Annotated in this window: 24 protein-coding genes; 21 read left to right on the top strand and 3 right to left on the bottom strand. The window is 42.5% G+C overall.

Annotation, left to right across the window (positions count from 1 at the left end; genetic code table 11):
• The first annotated feature begins 23 nt into the window (after positions 1–23).
• Positions 24–245 (top strand): hypothetical protein, encoded by a 222-nt coding sequence (locus ACFG4S_RS00575; protein ID WP_392530116.1) that lies wholly within the window; start codon positions 24–26, stop codon positions 243–245.
• A complete protein-coding gene (locus ACFG4S_RS00570; RefSeq protein WP_392530115.1) occupies positions 232–660 on the top strand; it encodes a hypothetical protein in 429 nt (142 codons plus the stop codon). The genes ACFG4S_RS00575 and ACFG4S_RS00570 overlap by 14 nt, the downstream gene beginning before the upstream one ends.
• Before the next feature lie 208 nt (positions 661–868).
• Here the strand turns inward: ACFG4S_RS00570 and ACFG4S_RS00565 are convergent, their stop codons facing one another.
• The 3 genes from ACFG4S_RS00565 to ACFG4S_RS00555 form a co-directional block, all read right to left on the bottom strand.
• A complete protein-coding gene (locus ACFG4S_RS00565) occupies positions 869–1,996 on the bottom strand; it encodes a hypothetical protein (protein WP_392530114.1) in 1,128 nt (375 codons plus the stop codon).
• 91 nt (positions 1,997–2,087) lie between these two features.
• Entirely contained in the window at positions 2,088–3,692 is a 1,605-nt protein-coding gene (locus tag ACFG4S_RS00560) for a hypothetical protein (protein WP_392530113.1), read from the bottom strand.
• Positions 3,693–4,287: 595 nt separating this feature from the next.
• Positions 4,288–4,539: a hypothetical protein gene (locus ACFG4S_RS00555; protein ID WP_193912988.1), complete on the bottom strand. Its 252-nt coding sequence runs from the start codon at positions 4,537–4,539 to the stop codon at positions 4,288–4,290.
• Between the two features lie 252 nt (positions 4,540–4,791).
• On the opposite strand from ACFG4S_RS00555, the gene ACFG4S_RS00550 reads away from it, so the two are divergent.
• The 19 genes from ACFG4S_RS00550 to ACFG4S_RS00460 all read left to right on the top strand — a co-directional run bounded on the left by ACFG4S_RS00550 (position 4,792) and on the right by ACFG4S_RS00460 (position 16,583).
• A complete protein-coding gene (locus tag ACFG4S_RS00550) occupies positions 4,792–5,391 on the top strand; it encodes a hypothetical protein (RefSeq protein WP_392530112.1) in 600 nt (199 codons plus the stop codon).
• Between the two features lie 10 nt (positions 5,392–5,401).
• The gene (locus tag ACFG4S_RS00545) at positions 5,402–5,902 is read left to right on the top strand and encodes a hypothetical protein (RefSeq protein ID WP_392530111.1); all 501 of its coding nucleotides are present in this window, start codon (positions 5,402–5,404) and stop codon (positions 5,900–5,902) included.
• A 258-nt stretch (positions 5,903–6,160) separates the two neighbouring features.
• On the top strand, positions 6,161–6,376 hold the full coding sequence (locus ACFG4S_RS00540; protein WP_392530110.1) for a hypothetical protein: 216 nt from the start codon (positions 6,161–6,163) through the stop codon (positions 6,374–6,376).
• On the top strand, positions 6,373–6,618 hold the full coding sequence (locus tag ACFG4S_RS00535; protein ID WP_392530109.1) for a hypothetical protein: 246 nt from the start codon (positions 6,373–6,375) through the stop codon (positions 6,616–6,618). Before ACFG4S_RS00540 ends, ACFG4S_RS00535 begins: the two co-directional genes overlap by 4 nt.
• 170 nt (positions 6,619–6,788) lie before the next feature.
• Positions 6,789–7,547, top strand: coding sequence for a hypothetical protein (locus tag ACFG4S_RS00530; RefSeq protein ID WP_392530108.1), 759 nt, complete (start codon positions 6,789–6,791; stop codon positions 7,545–7,547).
• 112 nt (positions 7,548–7,659) lie between these two features.
• On the top strand, positions 7,660–7,929 hold the full coding sequence (locus ACFG4S_RS00525; protein WP_392530107.1) for a hypothetical protein: 270 nt from the start codon (positions 7,660–7,662) through the stop codon (positions 7,927–7,929).
• The gene (locus tag ACFG4S_RS00520; RefSeq protein ID WP_190901864.1) at positions 7,926–8,066 is read left to right on the top strand and encodes a hypothetical protein; all 141 of its coding nucleotides are present in this window, start codon (positions 7,926–7,928) and stop codon (positions 8,064–8,066) included. Before ACFG4S_RS00525 ends, ACFG4S_RS00520 begins: the two co-directional genes overlap by 4 nt.
• A gap of 42 nt (positions 8,067–8,108) precedes the next feature.
• Positions 8,109–9,323 carry an RNA-guided endonuclease InsQ/TnpB family protein gene (locus ACFG4S_RS00515; RefSeq protein ID WP_392530106.1) on the top strand — a complete coding sequence of 405 codons (1,215 nt, stop codon included), beginning with the start codon at positions 8,109–8,111 and terminating at the stop codon, positions 9,321–9,323.
• 64 nt (positions 9,324–9,387) lie between these two features.
• Positions 9,388–9,549, top strand: coding sequence for a hypothetical protein (locus ACFG4S_RS00510; protein ID WP_392530105.1), 162 nt, complete (start codon positions 9,388–9,390; stop codon positions 9,547–9,549).
• 238 nt (positions 9,550–9,787) lie between these two features.
• A complete protein-coding gene (locus ACFG4S_RS00505) occupies positions 9,788–10,111 on the top strand; it encodes a hypothetical protein (protein WP_392530104.1) in 324 nt (107 codons plus the stop codon).
• An 11-nt stretch (positions 10,112–10,122) separates the two neighbouring features.
• Positions 10,123–10,335 (top strand): hypothetical protein, encoded by a 213-nt coding sequence (locus ACFG4S_RS00500; RefSeq protein WP_392530103.1) that lies wholly within the window; start codon positions 10,123–10,125, stop codon positions 10,333–10,335.
• A 33-nt stretch (positions 10,336–10,368) separates the two neighbouring features.
• Positions 10,369–10,647, top strand: a complete 279-nt coding sequence (locus ACFG4S_RS00495) for a hypothetical protein (protein WP_392530102.1) — start codon at positions 10,369–10,371, stop codon at positions 10,645–10,647.
• A gap of 546 nt (positions 10,648–11,193) precedes the next feature.
• Positions 11,194–11,433 (top strand): hypothetical protein, encoded by a 240-nt coding sequence (locus ACFG4S_RS00490; RefSeq protein WP_152590974.1) that lies wholly within the window; start codon positions 11,194–11,196, stop codon positions 11,431–11,433.
• A gap of 217 nt (positions 11,434–11,650) precedes the next feature.
• Entirely contained in the window at positions 11,651–12,070 is a 420-nt protein-coding gene (locus ACFG4S_RS00485; protein ID WP_392530101.1) for a hypothetical protein, read from the top strand.
• Positions 12,060–12,782 (top strand): hypothetical protein, encoded by a 723-nt coding sequence (locus ACFG4S_RS00480; RefSeq protein ID WP_392530100.1) that lies wholly within the window; start codon positions 12,060–12,062, stop codon positions 12,780–12,782. Before ACFG4S_RS00485 ends, ACFG4S_RS00480 begins: the two co-directional genes overlap by 11 nt.
• A 163-nt stretch (positions 12,783–12,945) precedes the next feature.
• On the top strand, positions 12,946–13,356 hold the full coding sequence (locus tag ACFG4S_RS00475) for a hypothetical protein (protein WP_392530099.1): 411 nt from the start codon (positions 12,946–12,948) through the stop codon (positions 13,354–13,356).
• 3 nt (positions 13,357–13,359) lie between these two features.
• Complete coding sequence (locus ACFG4S_RS00470; protein WP_392530098.1) at positions 13,360–14,076, top strand: hypothetical protein; 717 nt, start codon at positions 13,360–13,362, stop codon at positions 14,074–14,076.
• Positions 14,077–14,088: 12 nt separating this feature from the next.
• Positions 14,089–15,912, top strand: coding sequence for a hypothetical protein (locus ACFG4S_RS00465; RefSeq protein ID WP_392530097.1), 1,824 nt, complete (start codon positions 14,089–14,091; stop codon positions 15,910–15,912).
• Positions 15,913–15,929: 17 nt separating this feature from the next.
• Entirely contained in the window at positions 15,930–16,583 is a 654-nt protein-coding gene (locus tag ACFG4S_RS00460; RefSeq protein ID WP_392530096.1) for a hypothetical protein, read from the top strand.
• Positions 16,584–16,826 lie beyond the last annotated feature (243 nt).

The raw sequence follows: 16,826 nt of genomic DNA, 5'->3' as shown, positions 1-16,826 counted from the left end.
TTTAACTGACAGGATTATCAGACATGGTTTCATCAGAATTACTGAACATACTGCAAGGACTTAGCCGTGCTGAAAAACTTTATGTTGTGCAAGTTTTGATTTCAGGATTAGCCCAACAGGAGGCAGACTTAATTAAACCAGAGCAATCTTATCCTGTCTGGTCGCCATATAATGCTTTTGAAGCAGCAAACACGATGCTAGAAGTTTTGCAAGCAACACAAAATCAAAACAATGCCGAATGTTGAACAATTTCCTTTTGTCAACGCTGAAACAAAATTGGGGGAGGCTGGTTTTCGCCCTCAAATGCCAATTACACTTACAAGTCCCCAACATTCTACCATCACATCTACTCTGTTAGATACAGGAGCGACAGTCAACGTGTTGCCCTATCCCATAGGTCTAGATTTAGGGTATATTTGGGAACGTCAAACAGCAACCTTAAACCTAACAGGAAATCTGGCTCAATTTGAGGCTCGTGTTGTGGTCATTCAAGCAACAGTGGGTCAGATTGAACCTGTCCAACTTGTATTTGCTTGGACAAAAGCTGTACAAGTTCCTCTAATTTTAGGACAAGTAAATTTTTTTATGGAGTTTGATGTTTGTTTCTATCGCTCACAGCTATATTTTGTAGTAAGTCCGAAGAACAAACTTCCAAAATAACTATTATTTGGTGTTGCTGAATCTGGGGATGAATTGCTCTCACAAGCTCCCATCAAGTTGCAGTCACCATGAATAGTGATCGCGCTACCTCTCCCAATCAACCAACACCCCATCCACGATCGCAATCCCCCACTGCGGAAACTTCGCCAACAATTTCTTGATCGCAATCTGCAAAGCCGGATCATCCCTCCAGCACTATTGCAAGAAATCAAAACCCCGGATTCTGCCCCGAATTGCTTGCTAATTTGAGTTTTTGCATACGCTCCGGTCGCAGATTTGACTTCGCAACAATGGCCTCCTGCGACCATTTTTCAGCACTGGTAACAGGTGCGGTGGAACTTTCACCCTCATAAACTGTTTTGGCTTCTACACCTGAAACTTGGTTTTCTTCCGGCAAGAAAGCAAATTGACCCTGTTCTACCTGCCCCTGAGTTTGATTAGCGATCGCTGAACTTAAATATTCTTCATTTTGTGCAACGGGCGCGGCGGAACAAGTCTCTTTATGAGGGAATATCGCCTCAACACCACAGTCCTGCTTTTCAGCCAGTAACGGAACAGGTTGACTCGGTGCAGCATCCACAAGCGTCAGCGTCGTGCAGTCCATTGCCACAGGCAATTCTTCAAGTTCTGACGCGCTTTCAGTACGTGAAGGCGACGCGCCCCTCAAGGGCGCATGAGCCGTTTCTTCAACACGCGGATTTCGAGCAAGCGCGTCAGAACCAACTACCATACCAACAACCTTAGTTGGTTGTTGGTAGGTAGTTAACGGGTAGTTAAAAACGTTGTTAGGATTTTGAAACCCTTGCAATTGTTCACTTTTTTGACCATTCTTTTGGAATGATTCCAAATCAGACTGAATCTGTTCCACGCCAGGGTGATTTTCATTCCGTCCGGGGTGGTTTACTTTCTCCCCGACGTGGACAGCTTTCTCGTCACAAGAATTGGTTTCCGCAGACGTGGACGATTCCCAGTAAAACCGATTGTAATAACCGTGCAAGTTACGGACACGGTAGCTAATCAATCCTGGTCTACCAGAGGGTAAGCGGCCAAACACTTCCTCAAACTGAAACAGTCCTTGGGCAGTCAACGCCGCACCTGCTTTTTGCAGAGATTTGTAGGTGAGGTTAGTATCGAGTTTATGGGCAGAACCTCCGAATTGTTCAGCTGCTACGCTATCTAACCAAAGCTGCTGCACTGATGGAGGCTGTTGACGAACCCAGTTGATATCCTCAATCGATACTTTGCAATGTGGTCTAATTGATTTGTCTGCATCCGTCTGTTTGCGGTCATTACGCTGTTTGCTGCCACCGTTAATTGCTTTTAACGCTGTAGTCATAAATTATCTCCTAAATTTGCATGACAATGTGAGCGACATGGTTGCAATGCCGCGTTTAAGTTTTTTAGCTATTCTCAAAGCGAGTTTTTATCTACTGCTTCTCGCCCTTCCAGAACCGCAACTCGTCTCGAAAGTATCTGTCAGTCTTTTTCGATTGCTCCTTCCAGTGATCCCATGCAACGATTACCTCATCTCCTAAATCCTGAATCACTTCACCTCTGGCGACATACAAAGTACGATATGGATCGGCGTGGGCAACAATAGAACCAACGCCAATAGTGCGCGGTTGAGAAGATGCGTTCTGGAGTGCGGTAATTAAATCAGTCTCTTCACTGGTCAATTCTGCCCAATAGTCCTGTTTAATAACTTCGTACTCTTGCGCCACTGCCGAATAGTCCTGCCACGTACACCCAGGCTGTGCAAGCACCCGTCGAATATCGCTAACCGCTTGGGGCAACATTTCCAGTTGCTCGGCACGGTAGGCGATCGCAGTTGGTGTCGGCTCACTCCCCAAAATTAGCGCCGCAGCTTCGAGCGCTTGGGTGTTGTTCATGGCACTGGCGAGATTCTTCAACGCCATACCCATCAACCGGAGACATTCTTGGGCATTCTCTTTGGGCGGTTCTTGGGCTAGCGATCGCAGATCAATAGTTTTCTCCAGTGCAAGTTTCACCTGTTTGTTCAACGCTTTGGTTGCCTGTTGCGTCATGGTATTTCCCCACTGTTGGACAGGACGCTCTTCTACGGCGTGTTCTAATTCCTGAATGCGCTGCTGGAGTCGCTGATTTTCAGTCTCCAACTGTCGTAGGGATTCCATCTCGTCTAGGCGTTGCTGCAACTGGATATTTTGCTCCTTCTGCTGCTTGTACAGTTGTTGCAAGGATTGGATTCGCTCTTGTACCTGTTCTTCAGCTTTGGCTGCGGCCTCTGTTTGCAAGCCAATCCTCAGTTCTTCCTCTAGGCGCTCTAACTCTTGTTTATGGCGTTCTTCAATAGCAGCGATCGCTTCGGCATATTCTGTGGGGTAAGTGCGCTCTCTGGGGAAGGGAACGCTTGGGGCATCCAAATCAGCATTGTTGATCAACAACTTCTCGCCATCAGCAAAGGTGACAATCTGTTGCCAGTGATTTGGTGCGTCTGCCTCAATGGTTCCTTCTTCTCCATACCTTGAGTGTGACTGTTGTGAAACTGTGACAATAGCTTTTTGAGGAACCATTGGTTGTTGAATTTTGGGAACCATTGGTTCCTGAATAGACTCCTTTTTGCGTGGAAGTTGAGGAACCACTTTTTGGGCAGCAGCTGCAAAGTCTGATTCACCAGGGGACGGGTTATCTTTGAGAGCGATCGCTACAGCTTGTTTTAGTTTCTCTGGTTCCTTGACTAGCCGCAGCAGTGGACGGGCTTGACGCTCATTTTTGATGTGTCCGCCCAACTCGCCAACCGCATCTATGACCTTTTTGGCTCCTATCAGTTGGTTGATTCGTCGGTATCCACCCCAGGCGTATAATTCACGCTGGCAATATTCTTCAAAGTTTTTATAACCAGCTTGTAGGTAAAGCTGCTGTTCTCTCATCTGAAGAATTTCATCTACCGCTTGCCACTCGAACCTATCAATGGCGGTGAAGGTTTCCTGGATGCTGGTGTTGAGATTGTTGTAATCGAGTGCTGATGTTTCTTCTCTTTCTAGTGTCAGCATATTTCTTGCTCACTATGGTAAATGCTTGAAAGTTGAGGTGTTGCAGTTTAACCAAAGTGAACAGGGTAGCTGTAAGATGGATTTTTCCAAAAATGTGTCAGCATTATAGTTAGTTCACTTTGTGGTGAATGATTTGAACGGGCGATCGCATTGCTTTGGTCGGCGGCGATCGCTTTTACTAAGCAGCAAGGGTAATAATTATTCAGGTTGATTGTTTCCTGCTCTATGATCAGACTGTCTCACAAGGCAATCGAAGACTGGACTATACGGTCAAGCGCAGCACTACTTGTTCATTGAAATTTTGTAATTGAGTAACATCCGTTTTTAAGTTTCTCATTTCATTTTTTGCCTAGCTTTTAAAGATAGTTTTATTCTAGCCTATACAAAGGAAATCATTAAACCTCTAATTAGTATATAATTTTTATAGGCTAGTTGCTAGGCTAGCCTCTAGTGATAAATCCTGCCTTTATTTGGCAGGGATCTCATTAACTGCAAAACCCCCGAAGCTATGTTTCAGGGGGTTTTTCTTCATCTTCAATTTCTAAAAACTGGCGAATCCGTTCACGTGATAGCCTGAGTTGCTCCGAGGCGCTTCTCAGGCTGCTAATTCCCCCAGGATTTTCTCAGCACGTTCCTTAAACTCCTCAAGCTCTGCAACTTTCTTCTTGATGTTGTCAATTTCATCGTCACTTCTTGGTGATATTCCTAAATAACTGTCGATGAACTCTAGTAGAAGCCTGCTAGCAGAAGTCCCACTCGCTTTGGCCTTTTTTAAGAAAGCAATTTTCTTTTCTTCTGGGATGCGAAAGTTCATCTGGGTTTCCCCTTCCGCAAGATTTCTTGGCATAGTATGTCCTTTTCTGCTCAATCATAGCTTTTAGCCTATACCTAATTCTACTCACAAGCCTAGTTCTTGCCTATAAAATAGGACTTTCACTCACTTAGCCTATACTTTAGCCTATACTTTGGCTTGACAAAGGAAATCTTTTAGCCTATACTAAAGATAGCAAAACAAAAGACGACCGCTCTAGCCTGAGAAACTTACGCGATCGCCCTTTGTGAAAAACCTAACCCCATATAGAGGCAGGAGATCCTCATTATGACGCAATCTGTTTACACACAACAAGCACCTTCAAGCTTCAAACTCAATCAAACAATAATTGCAAATACTCTCTTCAAAGACGAGCAAGCAATAGCTCAAGCAGAACTGTACAGCCACCTCGAATCCCAAGCCGAAGCTGTAGCCCCAACCCAAGACCCTCTCACCAGAAGAGATCGCCGCATCATTGGCGAGATTATCGAAGTCCAACCCGAATCCGTTCGCACCATCTGGATTGAAGGCGGGATTACGGTATGGGTGCGGTTCATAAACGGTAGCTGCTTGCCTTTTGACCGAGACTGGTTCGCAAAAAGAGTTGCAGAGGTTAAAGCGACATTTCCCGAAACTCCATTGGAGCGCAATGAACGCCTAAGCGATGAATTGGAGAAAGCCTGCGCTGTTTTTGGTCTGTATCACGGCGAAATCGACTGGCTCTCATTCAGCACCAAACTCTACCAAGACGGTTATTTTGTCGGCTTCGTCGGGTGCAATCAACAAAGCTGGTACACTCGACCAAGACAGTACGGGGTAAATCGTGTGGCTGGCAGTGCCAAAGATGTGATTGCGCTGCTGGGAGTCCGAGCGGCAGTAGCGGCGTAAGTTGCTGCAAGTGAGAAAGGCGATCACACACCAAGACAACTGCGATCGCCTCTGCAACAGAATTTATGATCCAAATCATGACACACAGACTATGATTACCACATTTTCTCTTCAAGAAGCCCAGTTTGAAGAATCTGTTGACAAAATCCTCCTACCTCCAACCGACCCCAATGCAGAGGTGCAAGAGATTCTTGGCTACAAGCTGGTTTACGTTGGTGGAGCTTGCCCCAGAACTTATCGAGTCTACACAGATGATTTCATGATTGGAGTGATATTTCAACACATCACCCACTGGTCGAATGCTGTAGATAAGATTCGATATGCCGAGCCGGTTGATGCAGCAGTTGGACTAGACAACTTCATGAAGGTGGCAGGGGTATCAAAAGCGACTACAGAACAATTGCCCACAGAAGAAGAGTTGCTAGATATTGAATTCGATTCGCTAACTTTTGAGGAGTGGGAAAGGTTAAAGAGATACGTGCCAGAAACTAGAGATTTAGTTGCAGCGTGAGTAAGGAAACGGGTGGGCAGCTATCTCAATTCGCTTTTTCCCATTCGCAATTCGCAATTATTAACTCACCCCTGAAGGCGCTTGCTCTGAATATTGAGGGGCTTGTAACCCTAAAAGAATCAATTCACAATTTTATCCGCAATTGCGAATTGCGAATTGCGAATTGCAAATTGTTTGGTAGACCCACCTGTATGGCGAGGAGCAAAACTAAATTATTAGTTTATCCGAATGTAACACCACAATTCATCGAATAAACCAATGTCACCCATAGAAATACTACAAGAATTTAACTCTTGCTACGTAAAGATTCAGGCGATCGCCCAAAACGAAAACTGGCTTTTGTTGATTGCTGATCAAAAGATTGACCCAGAAGCAGCAACTCACTTGGGGGATGTTCTGCACTACTTGGATCAGGCGATGGGGTGTGTAGAAGAAGTCGTTGAAGTCAAGTTTAATCAGGATATAGAAGTATGAAACTCTACGCAACTAGTGTTCCTCAAGTTTTGCCAAGCTGGGCAACTGTTATATCGAATGATGCAGGTTTGATGGAGGTTGAAATCAATGATGAAGACCCTGGTTTTCATTCAATAATTGAGGAATTATCTACTGAAATAGAGCCAGGAGTTATTGGTGTAAAAGCTAGCGATTTATGTACAAGACTTAGCATTGAGATGATTGATAGTAACGAAGAAAATCACTTAGAGAATGAGATTTAATTGCTCAAGCCGCAGAAATTAAAAACACTTCTAGAAGCAGAGATTAAAAAGCGGCTATATCAAATCGAAGTGCTGAAATACGAATTAAAAACAATTCCTGAAATTGTCATAAATAGCTAAGTCGAACACTATCCAGTATCAACGCAATTTTTAGCAACAACAACGCAATTATGGAAACCATCAAAATCAACAACAGCGTCTTTCTCATCCCACCCAGCCAACCGAAACTACAAGCGAATTGCGCTAAAGAGTACGGGCAATTTCTTCTCGATTGTCCCCCAAAATTGACAATTCTAGAAGCACAAGCAGGAGGATATCTCAAAGGTAACAAGGCTGACTTTGCAATCGCTATTTCTCGCCCTGACCGTGCCTTGACCATCAACGAGAACTTCACCAACGAGCCGTTTACTGAACTGTGGGTAATTCCAGTGGCAGGAGGACTCAAAGACCAGTTTAAAGGGCCAGCTTCGATGCTGCTTAGTTTCTTAATCCACCGCCGCAGTAAAGATAATTTCGCTGGACTGTACAACCACTTCGCCCATCGTGCTTTCCAGCAGTGGTGTGAGGAAGGGATGCCGGGAGATCCCAAAGAGTTCTGTTATCAGGCGATCGCTTCGGTACTGAAAAATTACATTTTCTGTGCGGAGTTTCAGAAAGTGGAAGGGACATTAGGAACATACTGGTTTATTCAGTGGAGCTATCGCAATCCTCAATCTGATTTTGAGAAGGATGCGCTAGAGGCAGCAGAGATGATTCGTAGTGGTGCGGAATCTGGGGCAACACTCCATTGGGTAACAAACGAAACTTACGAGCGATGGGCTAGTAATGCTGTCACTGCACCAGCATTACCAGCAGTTTCGGAGACTGAGGCGAGGGCATCTCTGCAAGGACAAAATCAGACTGTTATGCCGCAAGTTAATAAGCGGTAATTAAACACTACAACGGCGATTCACCTTTGAAACCAATTCACTAAATTTCTTAATTGCGAATTGCGAATTGGTATGAGTCGCCACTACATAATTTAGCGGTTCAAACAAGTAAATGAAAATCGGTACTGTCTCAGTTAGTTATTCGAGAAAGTTTAACTTGGGCAATTATGAATCAATCGAATTAGGTTGTTCTTTATGGGCGCAAGTGGAAGATGAAGAAGATGCGGACGGTGTGGTTCAATTCCTGTATCATCAAGCGAAAGCAGCAGTCAAAGAAGCTGCTATGCCTGTGATTAAAGCAAACGAATTTCAAATAAGTAAAGCGAAATCCCAAAAGAAGGTGGCAACTGATTCAGGTGTTGGGGAATTAGAGGATTTATGAAACAACTAACAGGTTCTATGCCCATCGCTCTACTACCACCATCTACTGCGGCTTGGAGCAAAAAAGAACTGCTTGAAACAATTGAATGGCTCCAAAAAGAAAAAGCGGATTGCTGCCATAGATCCGCAGATCATTAGGTATTTGGTAGGGTAATCAAAAAGGATTAGGAGATAGTTCAAGTGTTTAATCTGACCTACGAATTTAAACTTAAACCTACTCGCGCCCAAATTGCAATGTTTGAAGACTGGTTAGAACAATGTCGCCGTGTTTATAATTATGGTTTGGCAGAGCGTAAAGATTGGATTAAATCTCGTTCTTGTCAGATTAATGCTTGTTCACTACGCTCTGAGTACATCATTCCTGTTGAGACACAACGACCAAACTACTTCAATCAATGCAAACCATTAACCCAAGCTAGAGCAAAATACCCAGAACTAAAGGCAGTTGCAGTACACGTTTTGCAACAAACTTTAAAACGACTTGAACAAGCCTTTGTTGCAATGTGGGAGAGGAAACACGGATTTCCCAGATTCAAAAAACCTGGGAGAATGCGTAGTTTTTTGTTTCCACAATTAGGGGTTAATCCAATCCAAAAAGGAAAGATAAAACTGCCGAAGATTGGGTGGGTTAAATTCCATCAATCACGAGAAATACCTGATAGCGATATCGTAAAACAAGCTCATATTGTTAAACGTGCCTCTGGTTGGTATGTGTTGCTCATCTTGCAATGGAATGTATCTCTACCACAATTAATTCCGCACGGTGAAGCAATAGGGATTGATGTAGGCTTAACAAGTTTTATCGCAACTTCTAAGGGGCTAACTGTCAAACGACCGAGGTTTTTTGTAGATGCCGAGTGCAAGCTGAAATTGCTGCAACAGCGCGTTTCTAGAAAACATATAGGCTCGAATAATTGGCATAAAGCACAAAAGAAGGTTGCGTTATTGTATGAGTACATCGTCAATTGTCGTAAAGATTGGCATAGAAAGCTGTCTCATCAAATCTGTAATAATGCCGGGATGGTATTTGTTGAAGATTTGAATCTAATTGGTTTATCCCGTGGAATGCTAGGTAAGCATTGCTTAGATGCTGGGTTTGGACAATTCTTCAACATACTACAGCAGACTTGTTTTAAGCGTGGTGTCTATTTCCAGAAAGTAGACAGCCGTAAAACCAGCCAGATTTGTCCTAGTTGCGGAGTTGAAACAGGCAAAAAAGAGCTTTCTGTTCGTACTCATGTTTGTTCAAATTGCGGCTATATCACTGATAGAGATGTCGCAGCCGCACAAGTAGTTCTCCAAAGAGGGCTTGCAGCCGTAGGGCATACGGTCAAGATGCTTGCTGAGGGTAAATTCACTGGAATCCCTATGAAGCAAGAATTCTCGAATTTCTAATTCGGGGAGTGTCAAGAGTCCGAGTGAGCTTGATTCTGTTCAGATTGACGAACTAGTGAAGACTATGTGTTTGGCTTGGGCTGGTAATAAGTTTGGACATTTGAATCATGCTGTTAACTCTTATCAGAAACACGTAATTGATGCTGTATTGCGAGGTGTTTCTGAGATGGAAGCAATTCAAGTATGGATGGAAGGAGCGCTGGCACAATTGCCAGAACTTAATTGAATCAATCATATCTTCTCATAACACCAAAAAGGAAAAATATCATGCCGAGAAAATCTACTCATCCCACCCCTATTGACCAGTCCTCACTATGCCTACAGTATCTCCGGCGCTGTGGAGGTAGCGCTCGATTGTGCAGTATAAACTTTAGTCTTAGCCTGATTCAAACACTGGTCAATCAAAAGTTGGTGAAGATTACTAATATAGGTGCGGGTTTCTATGTTCAATTGGAGGAATCTAAATGACTAACCACAAACAAGCTATTTACCAATCCCAATTAGACCACAAGAGTAAATTGGTTCTTCGCTGCCGTACTAGGAGAAGATTCAATCCCAGGATTTTCATTGAGCGCATCATAGAAACAACTGCAATTGTATCTTTACTTTTTACCGGATTTGCCGGAGTTGGAGCAACAGGTTGCTGGGGAATAGAGATTGCTACGAGTTCTCAACATTGGCAGCATCAGAAAAAGACCTGCTTGGGGATGATGTTAGTTTGTTTTTCAGGCTTTTTGGGTAGTGCTTTGATTGGAGCAAGTTTCAGTATTCAACAGGACAAATTTTAGGAGGAGCAACGATGGAAATTAAATTAACTACACAAGAAATCCGAACCATCTTGCAAGGCTGTCAATATACCTTGCGGCTTGTGGGGAGTAGTCGAGATTATCGTAAAATTCAATCGTCAGAACACTTTTCTACATCAAATGATGTTGTACTAAACGATGCTTTTAATATTTTGGGAGAAGTTGTAGACGCAATTGAGCAGGTGGAGCAAGCCACTCAACAGTAAACAGGAAAAATCTCAATTTAAAGGAGTAAGAAAATGACGTTAACTCTGAATAATCGCTCTCAAAACAAAGAATCGTCCTTGACGCAAGCATTACGGCAGATACAACAGCTAAACTCAAAGATTCAAGAGTTAGAGCAGCAGCATCAAGATTACGTGCAGAAGCAACAAAATCTGATTGCTGCGATTGCTGAGATTTGTATTTCTCCGATACAGGAAGTACAAGCGCTGCGAATTCTGATCTATCGGGGAGAAGCAGCTTGTCGGCAGTACTTGCGTTCGGTGCTAGTCAAACAGAGTCAAGCTTCAAAATGATTGTAGGACAAGTGACAACTCTCACCGCTAATTGCAAGCAATGTAGCGGGAGCATCTCAAATTCACATGAGCCAAGGATAAATTAAATATGCACTCAGTTTTTCGGTAAGCAAGTAAGTAAGTAAATTATTGAATAGCACTGAGGAGTAATGGAGCTATGGTCAAGCTCAAGTATCTTGCCGTTGTTACATTAGGAGCAATAGTAAAGCAAGACTTTCATTACCACAACTGTTTTAGCTAAAAAATCTCTGTTTGGAGGAAGTTAAAAAAAATCTATAACAGTAAGGGAATGCTTTAATGAGCATTCCTTTACTGCTGATGTTTGTAGGGAAATGGAAGGTGTAACCGAAGAATTTTAATATTTGAATAACTCCACTATTGGGAGTTTTTCAGCAAATAAATGTGTCAGGATATAGTGAGTATTATGCTTTAGAAATCTAATAAACATATGAAGCATAATTTAAAGCGATCGCCACCAGGGAAGGGATGCGATCGCTCCTGCCATAGATGGCAGTGACCCCAAAACCTAACTTTGGAGCTAGAAATATGATCGCACAAACTGAAGAAATCAGAGAACTTGACCCATTAGTTTTTTGTGAGATTTGGGGATTAAGTTACGAACAGGCATCAGAATATCTAAATATTAGAGCCAGAACAATGACAGCTTATGCTTGCAAAAAATCTTCTAAAACTCATCGTCAAGCATCTTCAAGAGTAAAAGCGTTAGCTGCAATACATCACAATAGATGGTTGAAAGAAGGTAAGCATCCTATTAAAAATTTCTAAGCATTCAATCAACAAAGTTGACAACAAAGTTGACAACTCAGTACCTTGAACCGCTTCGTGCGGTTTTTTATTCTAAAAGAAGAATGTCAATAGACAGTCAATAGACACTGGTCATTGATATCCACATGGACATCCATATTGATATCCATATTGACACTTAGATGCTACGGATATTGACTATCTTTTTGAGGCTATTGATACGGATTTGACTAAGTTCATGGAATCAGGATGGAGAAAACAACTTTTTAATCAAAAACAAAGCCAATCAGGGGTAAATCCCTTAGTTTTACCAATGTCAAAAGCGAAAGCGGTAAAAATTTTAGGTATTTGTCCCCGGACATTGGAACGATGGGCAAAAGTCGCTTCTTTGATTCCAGAGTATAGATTAATACTTATGAGGATGCAGGCATTAGCTCAAGAGAAAAATCTCCGTGCTGCACCGATCACATCTTATCAAGTGTGGGTGGTAGGAAAGATTGGTGAATTGTTTGGAGATATCACTCAAGGGATTGACAAAAAAGCTCTCGTCGAAGCAATTGTTGAAGCAAATAAAGTCCAGTACACCCGTGCCCAGTTTGAACAAGAGCAATTAGGATTTACATCACACAGTTTAGGAGAAACACATCATGTCGGATAGCATATTTACTCGTGCAGAATTATTTGAATTATTGAGTGCTAACTACAAGCCAGAGCAAATCATTGCTGGGTTAGAACAACTGGCTCAGTCAGATCCAGCTGTTGATCCAAACGCCCAAGAATTTCCTGTGGATATTAGCGATCACTTAGAAAAGTTGTTCAATCTAGCGCAAGCAACCCTCGACAAATCGAAGCTGTTAGGAGGTAGCGGCAATTTAGCGAATATACAGACGGGAGCTATGGACATGGACATGGACATGGCCACTGAACAATTACATCTTGCTGGAGTCAGTCGGGAAACTTTTAAAGCATTCTTGGATATCGTGGCAGGCAAGACTGTTGCTCAAGCGCTGGCAGTTCATGAGTTTGAGCAAGGATTGTTCGATGAAATCACGAGTGAACTTGATGCTCGTTCATTACAGCGACGTACAGAGCAAGGTTTTGATGAAATAGCATTTATTTATCAGTTGGCTAAGAATCCCGAAATCAGGCAACAAATTACCCAAGAGTACGGGTTAAAGACTGGGGATGAGGTAAAACAACAAGTTCAAACCCTCACAACTGGTGCAACTGTTGGTTTTGACCCGAAAGCATTTTTAGACGAATTAGGAGTGCCGACATCAGAAAAAAAGTCGAAACGACCTGCGACAATTCAGGATCTGAAAAATTTGACACGCTCTTTGTTGAGCGAGAAATTCCAATCTCCAGCTTAAAATGGCGCAAGTTCTTCAAGGAGAATCTTTTCGGATTGTCAGTCATTTTTTTTCTAGTTTGCATTGGGCTGTCTGTTTATGTTCGTGTTATTAATGCACCGCCACCCCAGACAACGCAAACTATCGACGGGCAACAACCGTAAAATATTCCGGGTGAGTGCTTATGAAATACCAAAAGCAAGCGATGTTGGGATTATTGGGCATGGGGTTAATCGCAAGTCCTTGGTTATCACAACTGCCAGCCCAATTTAAGACTTACAACAGTGGCATTACGATTCGAGAGTCTGAAGAACTAGAACGCATTAAAGCCGAGCAAAGGGCAGCTACCGCCGACAAAATTAACTCTCTTGGAGTTACGCCCTCATTCAGTAAGTTACGAATCAGGAACTATCTAGACTCAAAAAAACGTAACCCTAGACCCGACACTACAGGTTATTTAGAAGATGAAACAGTTTTTGTGTATGACTCAACTGGTTTATGTATTGGGCGAATTGAACAGAGGCAATGGAAATGGAAATATCGATTCAAAAACGCTTGTAAGAATTCGCCCCTGTACCAAGATTCCCGTAATTGATTTATGAAATATCTCACTCCAAACAAATCTAATTCACAACCAAAACCAGAATCATCACCACAAAAAGAGCCGAAAAAAGGAGGGAGTGACTACTTAGAATTATTAGCTCGGTGGATTGTGGCATTAATCTCACTGCCAGTCATCTTTATTTCACATATCATTGCCCAATTCGTTACCCCAGGCACACCCGGATACAAGCTTGTTGGTGCAATTGGTTTCTGGATTGGTACACTTCTTTCTACTGATAGTATTTGGCAGGTTTTATTCCAGGGAAAACCCCTCCTGCCGTGGTTTGAAACTGAATGGATTGGTTGGTTCGGTTGGTTACAACTCCTAGTTAATCCCTTGTTTTGGATTAGCTTCGGTATCTCTGCACTTGTCCAAGTGATGGAAGCTAGGACATTGCGTGGTAAAGACCCACAACAGGCCAAGAACGAGTTTGAGGAATCAAAACAATACACACTCGGCAGTAAACCAAATGGCAATATCGACCTGACAGTGGCATTGTGGGGTGATTACAAAGCTGCTGGCATGAAAGAACGTCATACAGGTGGAGCGATCGCACTATTTTTCTGGGTACTAGACATCACCACCACATTCGTTGGTCGTAATCCTTTCCGTTACACTAACCCAGGTTTAATTTTGGCTTGCTTTGCTTACAACGTAGCCTCAATGATGGCAGGCGAGATTGGTTACAACATTTGGAAATTAACTAAGTAAGAGAGAACAAAGATGCAGCAACAAATGCCAATGCTAGGAACCAAAGAAACGGCACTTTTACGTGACGATTACCCCAGCATTGAGTATTTGGAAGCTGGGAATACCGCCTCTTGGTTACAAGAGCGTCAAGATCAGTTATTAGTCCGCGCCAGGGACGAACGTAACGGTATGAATCTTGCTAAGTTCATTACTTTAGCGACGGCGGCGGCTGGTGCTGTTTGTTATGCCACTTCCCCACTTGCTCCCATCGGCGCAGTCGTAGCTGGTGTTGGTTATTTATGGTCAATTGTTCAGGACTTAAACGATACTCATCAATTTGCACCGATTCCCTTTATCCGTGGCGACTTCTTCAGTTTCCTTTCGGCAATGGGAGATAGTGTTGCCAGGGACGAATACTTTGCGAACTTCAATGAACTGGCTGACTTGATGCTGCATCTGGAGCCAATGTCTAAGTATGAGTTTGCCATGCTCAAGCAATCATCTCATGTGGTGTGTGAATACTTGAGCGCTGTTGAGCCAGGAAAAAGATTTTACGCTTACCGTTGGTTACTTGATTGGTTTATTCAGCTACGTGGGCAGTTTCCCACCCGTGAGCAATTGTCTGGGCATTTAGCGCAAGTGACAATTGACCCGCGAGTTAACTACCAACAAGTAACAGTTATTCAAGAGGCGATACAACCGCAAAATCTTGGTATCCCACAAGCTCGATTTGCTCAATTACCGATTCCTGGTGTGGGAGCAAGATTTGAAGAGGAAACGGGGCAAGAAGCTGGGAGCTTCGGGGAAATTTCTTCCATGCCCCCTGCTCCCATGCCTCCTGCTTCTTCCCCTTCAGTCAATACCGAAATCTCTACCTACACCACTAAACCCCAAGTGCAGTATGACCTAATCGCTCACATTGCTAAAAAAGTTACCAATATGCTTTGGGTTGGTGTCCCTGGTTCTGGCAAGGGTATCACCATTAGCAATGCAATCGATGCTATTAAGCGACTGCATCCTGGCATACACATCTTTTATATTGACCCCAAAGGTGACGAGAAAGAAACCGGTTATTTCAAAGGTCGTGTTGATACTTTTAAACGGGCTAAAATCCTAGAAATGTCCCCGGTCGAGGCCGTTAAATGGGTCAAAGAATGCTTTACCGAATTTCAAAATATCTCTGGCTCCAAGCTGATTATTTTAGATGAAGGTACGGCTGTTTGTTCCAAATTTAAAAATACCAAGGGTGAAATCGGCTGGCTCAAAGACAAAATCATCTCTTACTGCTCTTGCGGTGATAGTTCCGGTTGGCATTTCTGGATTGTCGTACAAAACCCTCATACAGATGACTTGGGCATTTCTGGCGGACTGCGATCGCAGTTAACGTCTGTGGCGTTGGTTCATCCTGATAACGTCCCAGCTTACAATGCCATGATTGCCACCCAACTCATCCCCAGCGATCGCAAGATTACCTCAACCCAAGTAATGGAGATTGCTGCACAATCACCAGTTGGTCGAGCAGTTTATTACGGCGGCATCAATGAATGGATACCAATGCCTCTGTTAAAGAATTTCTCTGGTTATGACCGGGATACCAAAAACTTTATTGACTCTGCACCAAGTAATAAGCAAACCTCTCAAGCTGAAACTAATTTATCAAGCACACCAATAACCCAAGCTCAACAGATGTTGGCGCTTTTAGAAAAAACAACAGCTAACTCAATTGATGAGTTTATTCAAAACGAATTGAAATTGGATGGAGTTCCACCAGATTTAATGCGTTTGGGAATCGAAAGATTGCTTCAGAATTCACATCTTAAATATAAGTTTGACGGCTGGAATAGTAATCAAAATTAAAATTTGTTGAATAACCTATGCAAGACGATAATCAAAAGACTTCCCTATCAGCAGCCTCAAGCCCTTTAGAAAAGTTAACAACGAGTGTTGTTAATTTTATTAACAGCCTTTCTCAAAGCTTTAAACTTTCAGAACGCGAACTACTAGTTCAAAAACAATGGCTACATAATATGCAAACTAGTCAGCTTCTCAAAGAACAACAGGATTTCATCAATGAAGCTAATCAACAGATGCCTATACTATTAACTTCCAAGTCAAGATTAATAATTCTTGAAGCAATACTTGTCACTCGTGCTAAAAATGGACAACCTATAGATGATTTGGTAACGGCAATTGAAGTAGTCAGGAAGAACATTCTTGAGATAGATATCCAGCCCAATCTCAATTTAGAAAAGGAGCAAAAAACTCGACCTCAGAAAACCAAAGATGTACTAATTACACATCGTCATCAATATGAGTTACCTATTCTGAGCGAAGTTGGTGATTTAATTACTGATGTCCGAAACCTTATATTAATTATGCCTCTATTTGTTTTGATTTTGCCGATTACTAGCCCAAGAATTTGCGATTCTTGGGAAAATGCTACTGGCACTTATGAAAACAATAGCTTGTATTGTCAAGTTTTAAGTGATTTGAATCGTTTTTTTCAAGACTATCAAAAGCTAAAATGAATCTTCTAGCTCTGGCAACAATCGCCGGAGCTTAAGTAAAATAATACGGAGTAAATCATTATCTACTACTCAAAAATATAACATTAATGCTAATTTAATCAGCCTAAAAAAAGACTTTCTCAGCTGATAAGCCTTTATAATAGGTATTGTTGATATTTTCAGTATTAAATAGGGAAAATGTAAGCAATTGGAGCGCTTGCATTTTTAAAGTTTGCTCTTAAAAGAGATAAAATATTAATTAGA

This window comes from Nostoc sp. C117 (assembly GCF_043099735.1).
Taxonomy (GTDB): Bacteria; Cyanobacteriota; Cyanobacteriia; order Cyanobacteriales; family Nostocaceae; genus Nostoc.
The sequence above is the reverse complement of the archived record's forward strand: the minus strand, read 5'-3'. Positions and strand labels throughout refer to the sequence as shown.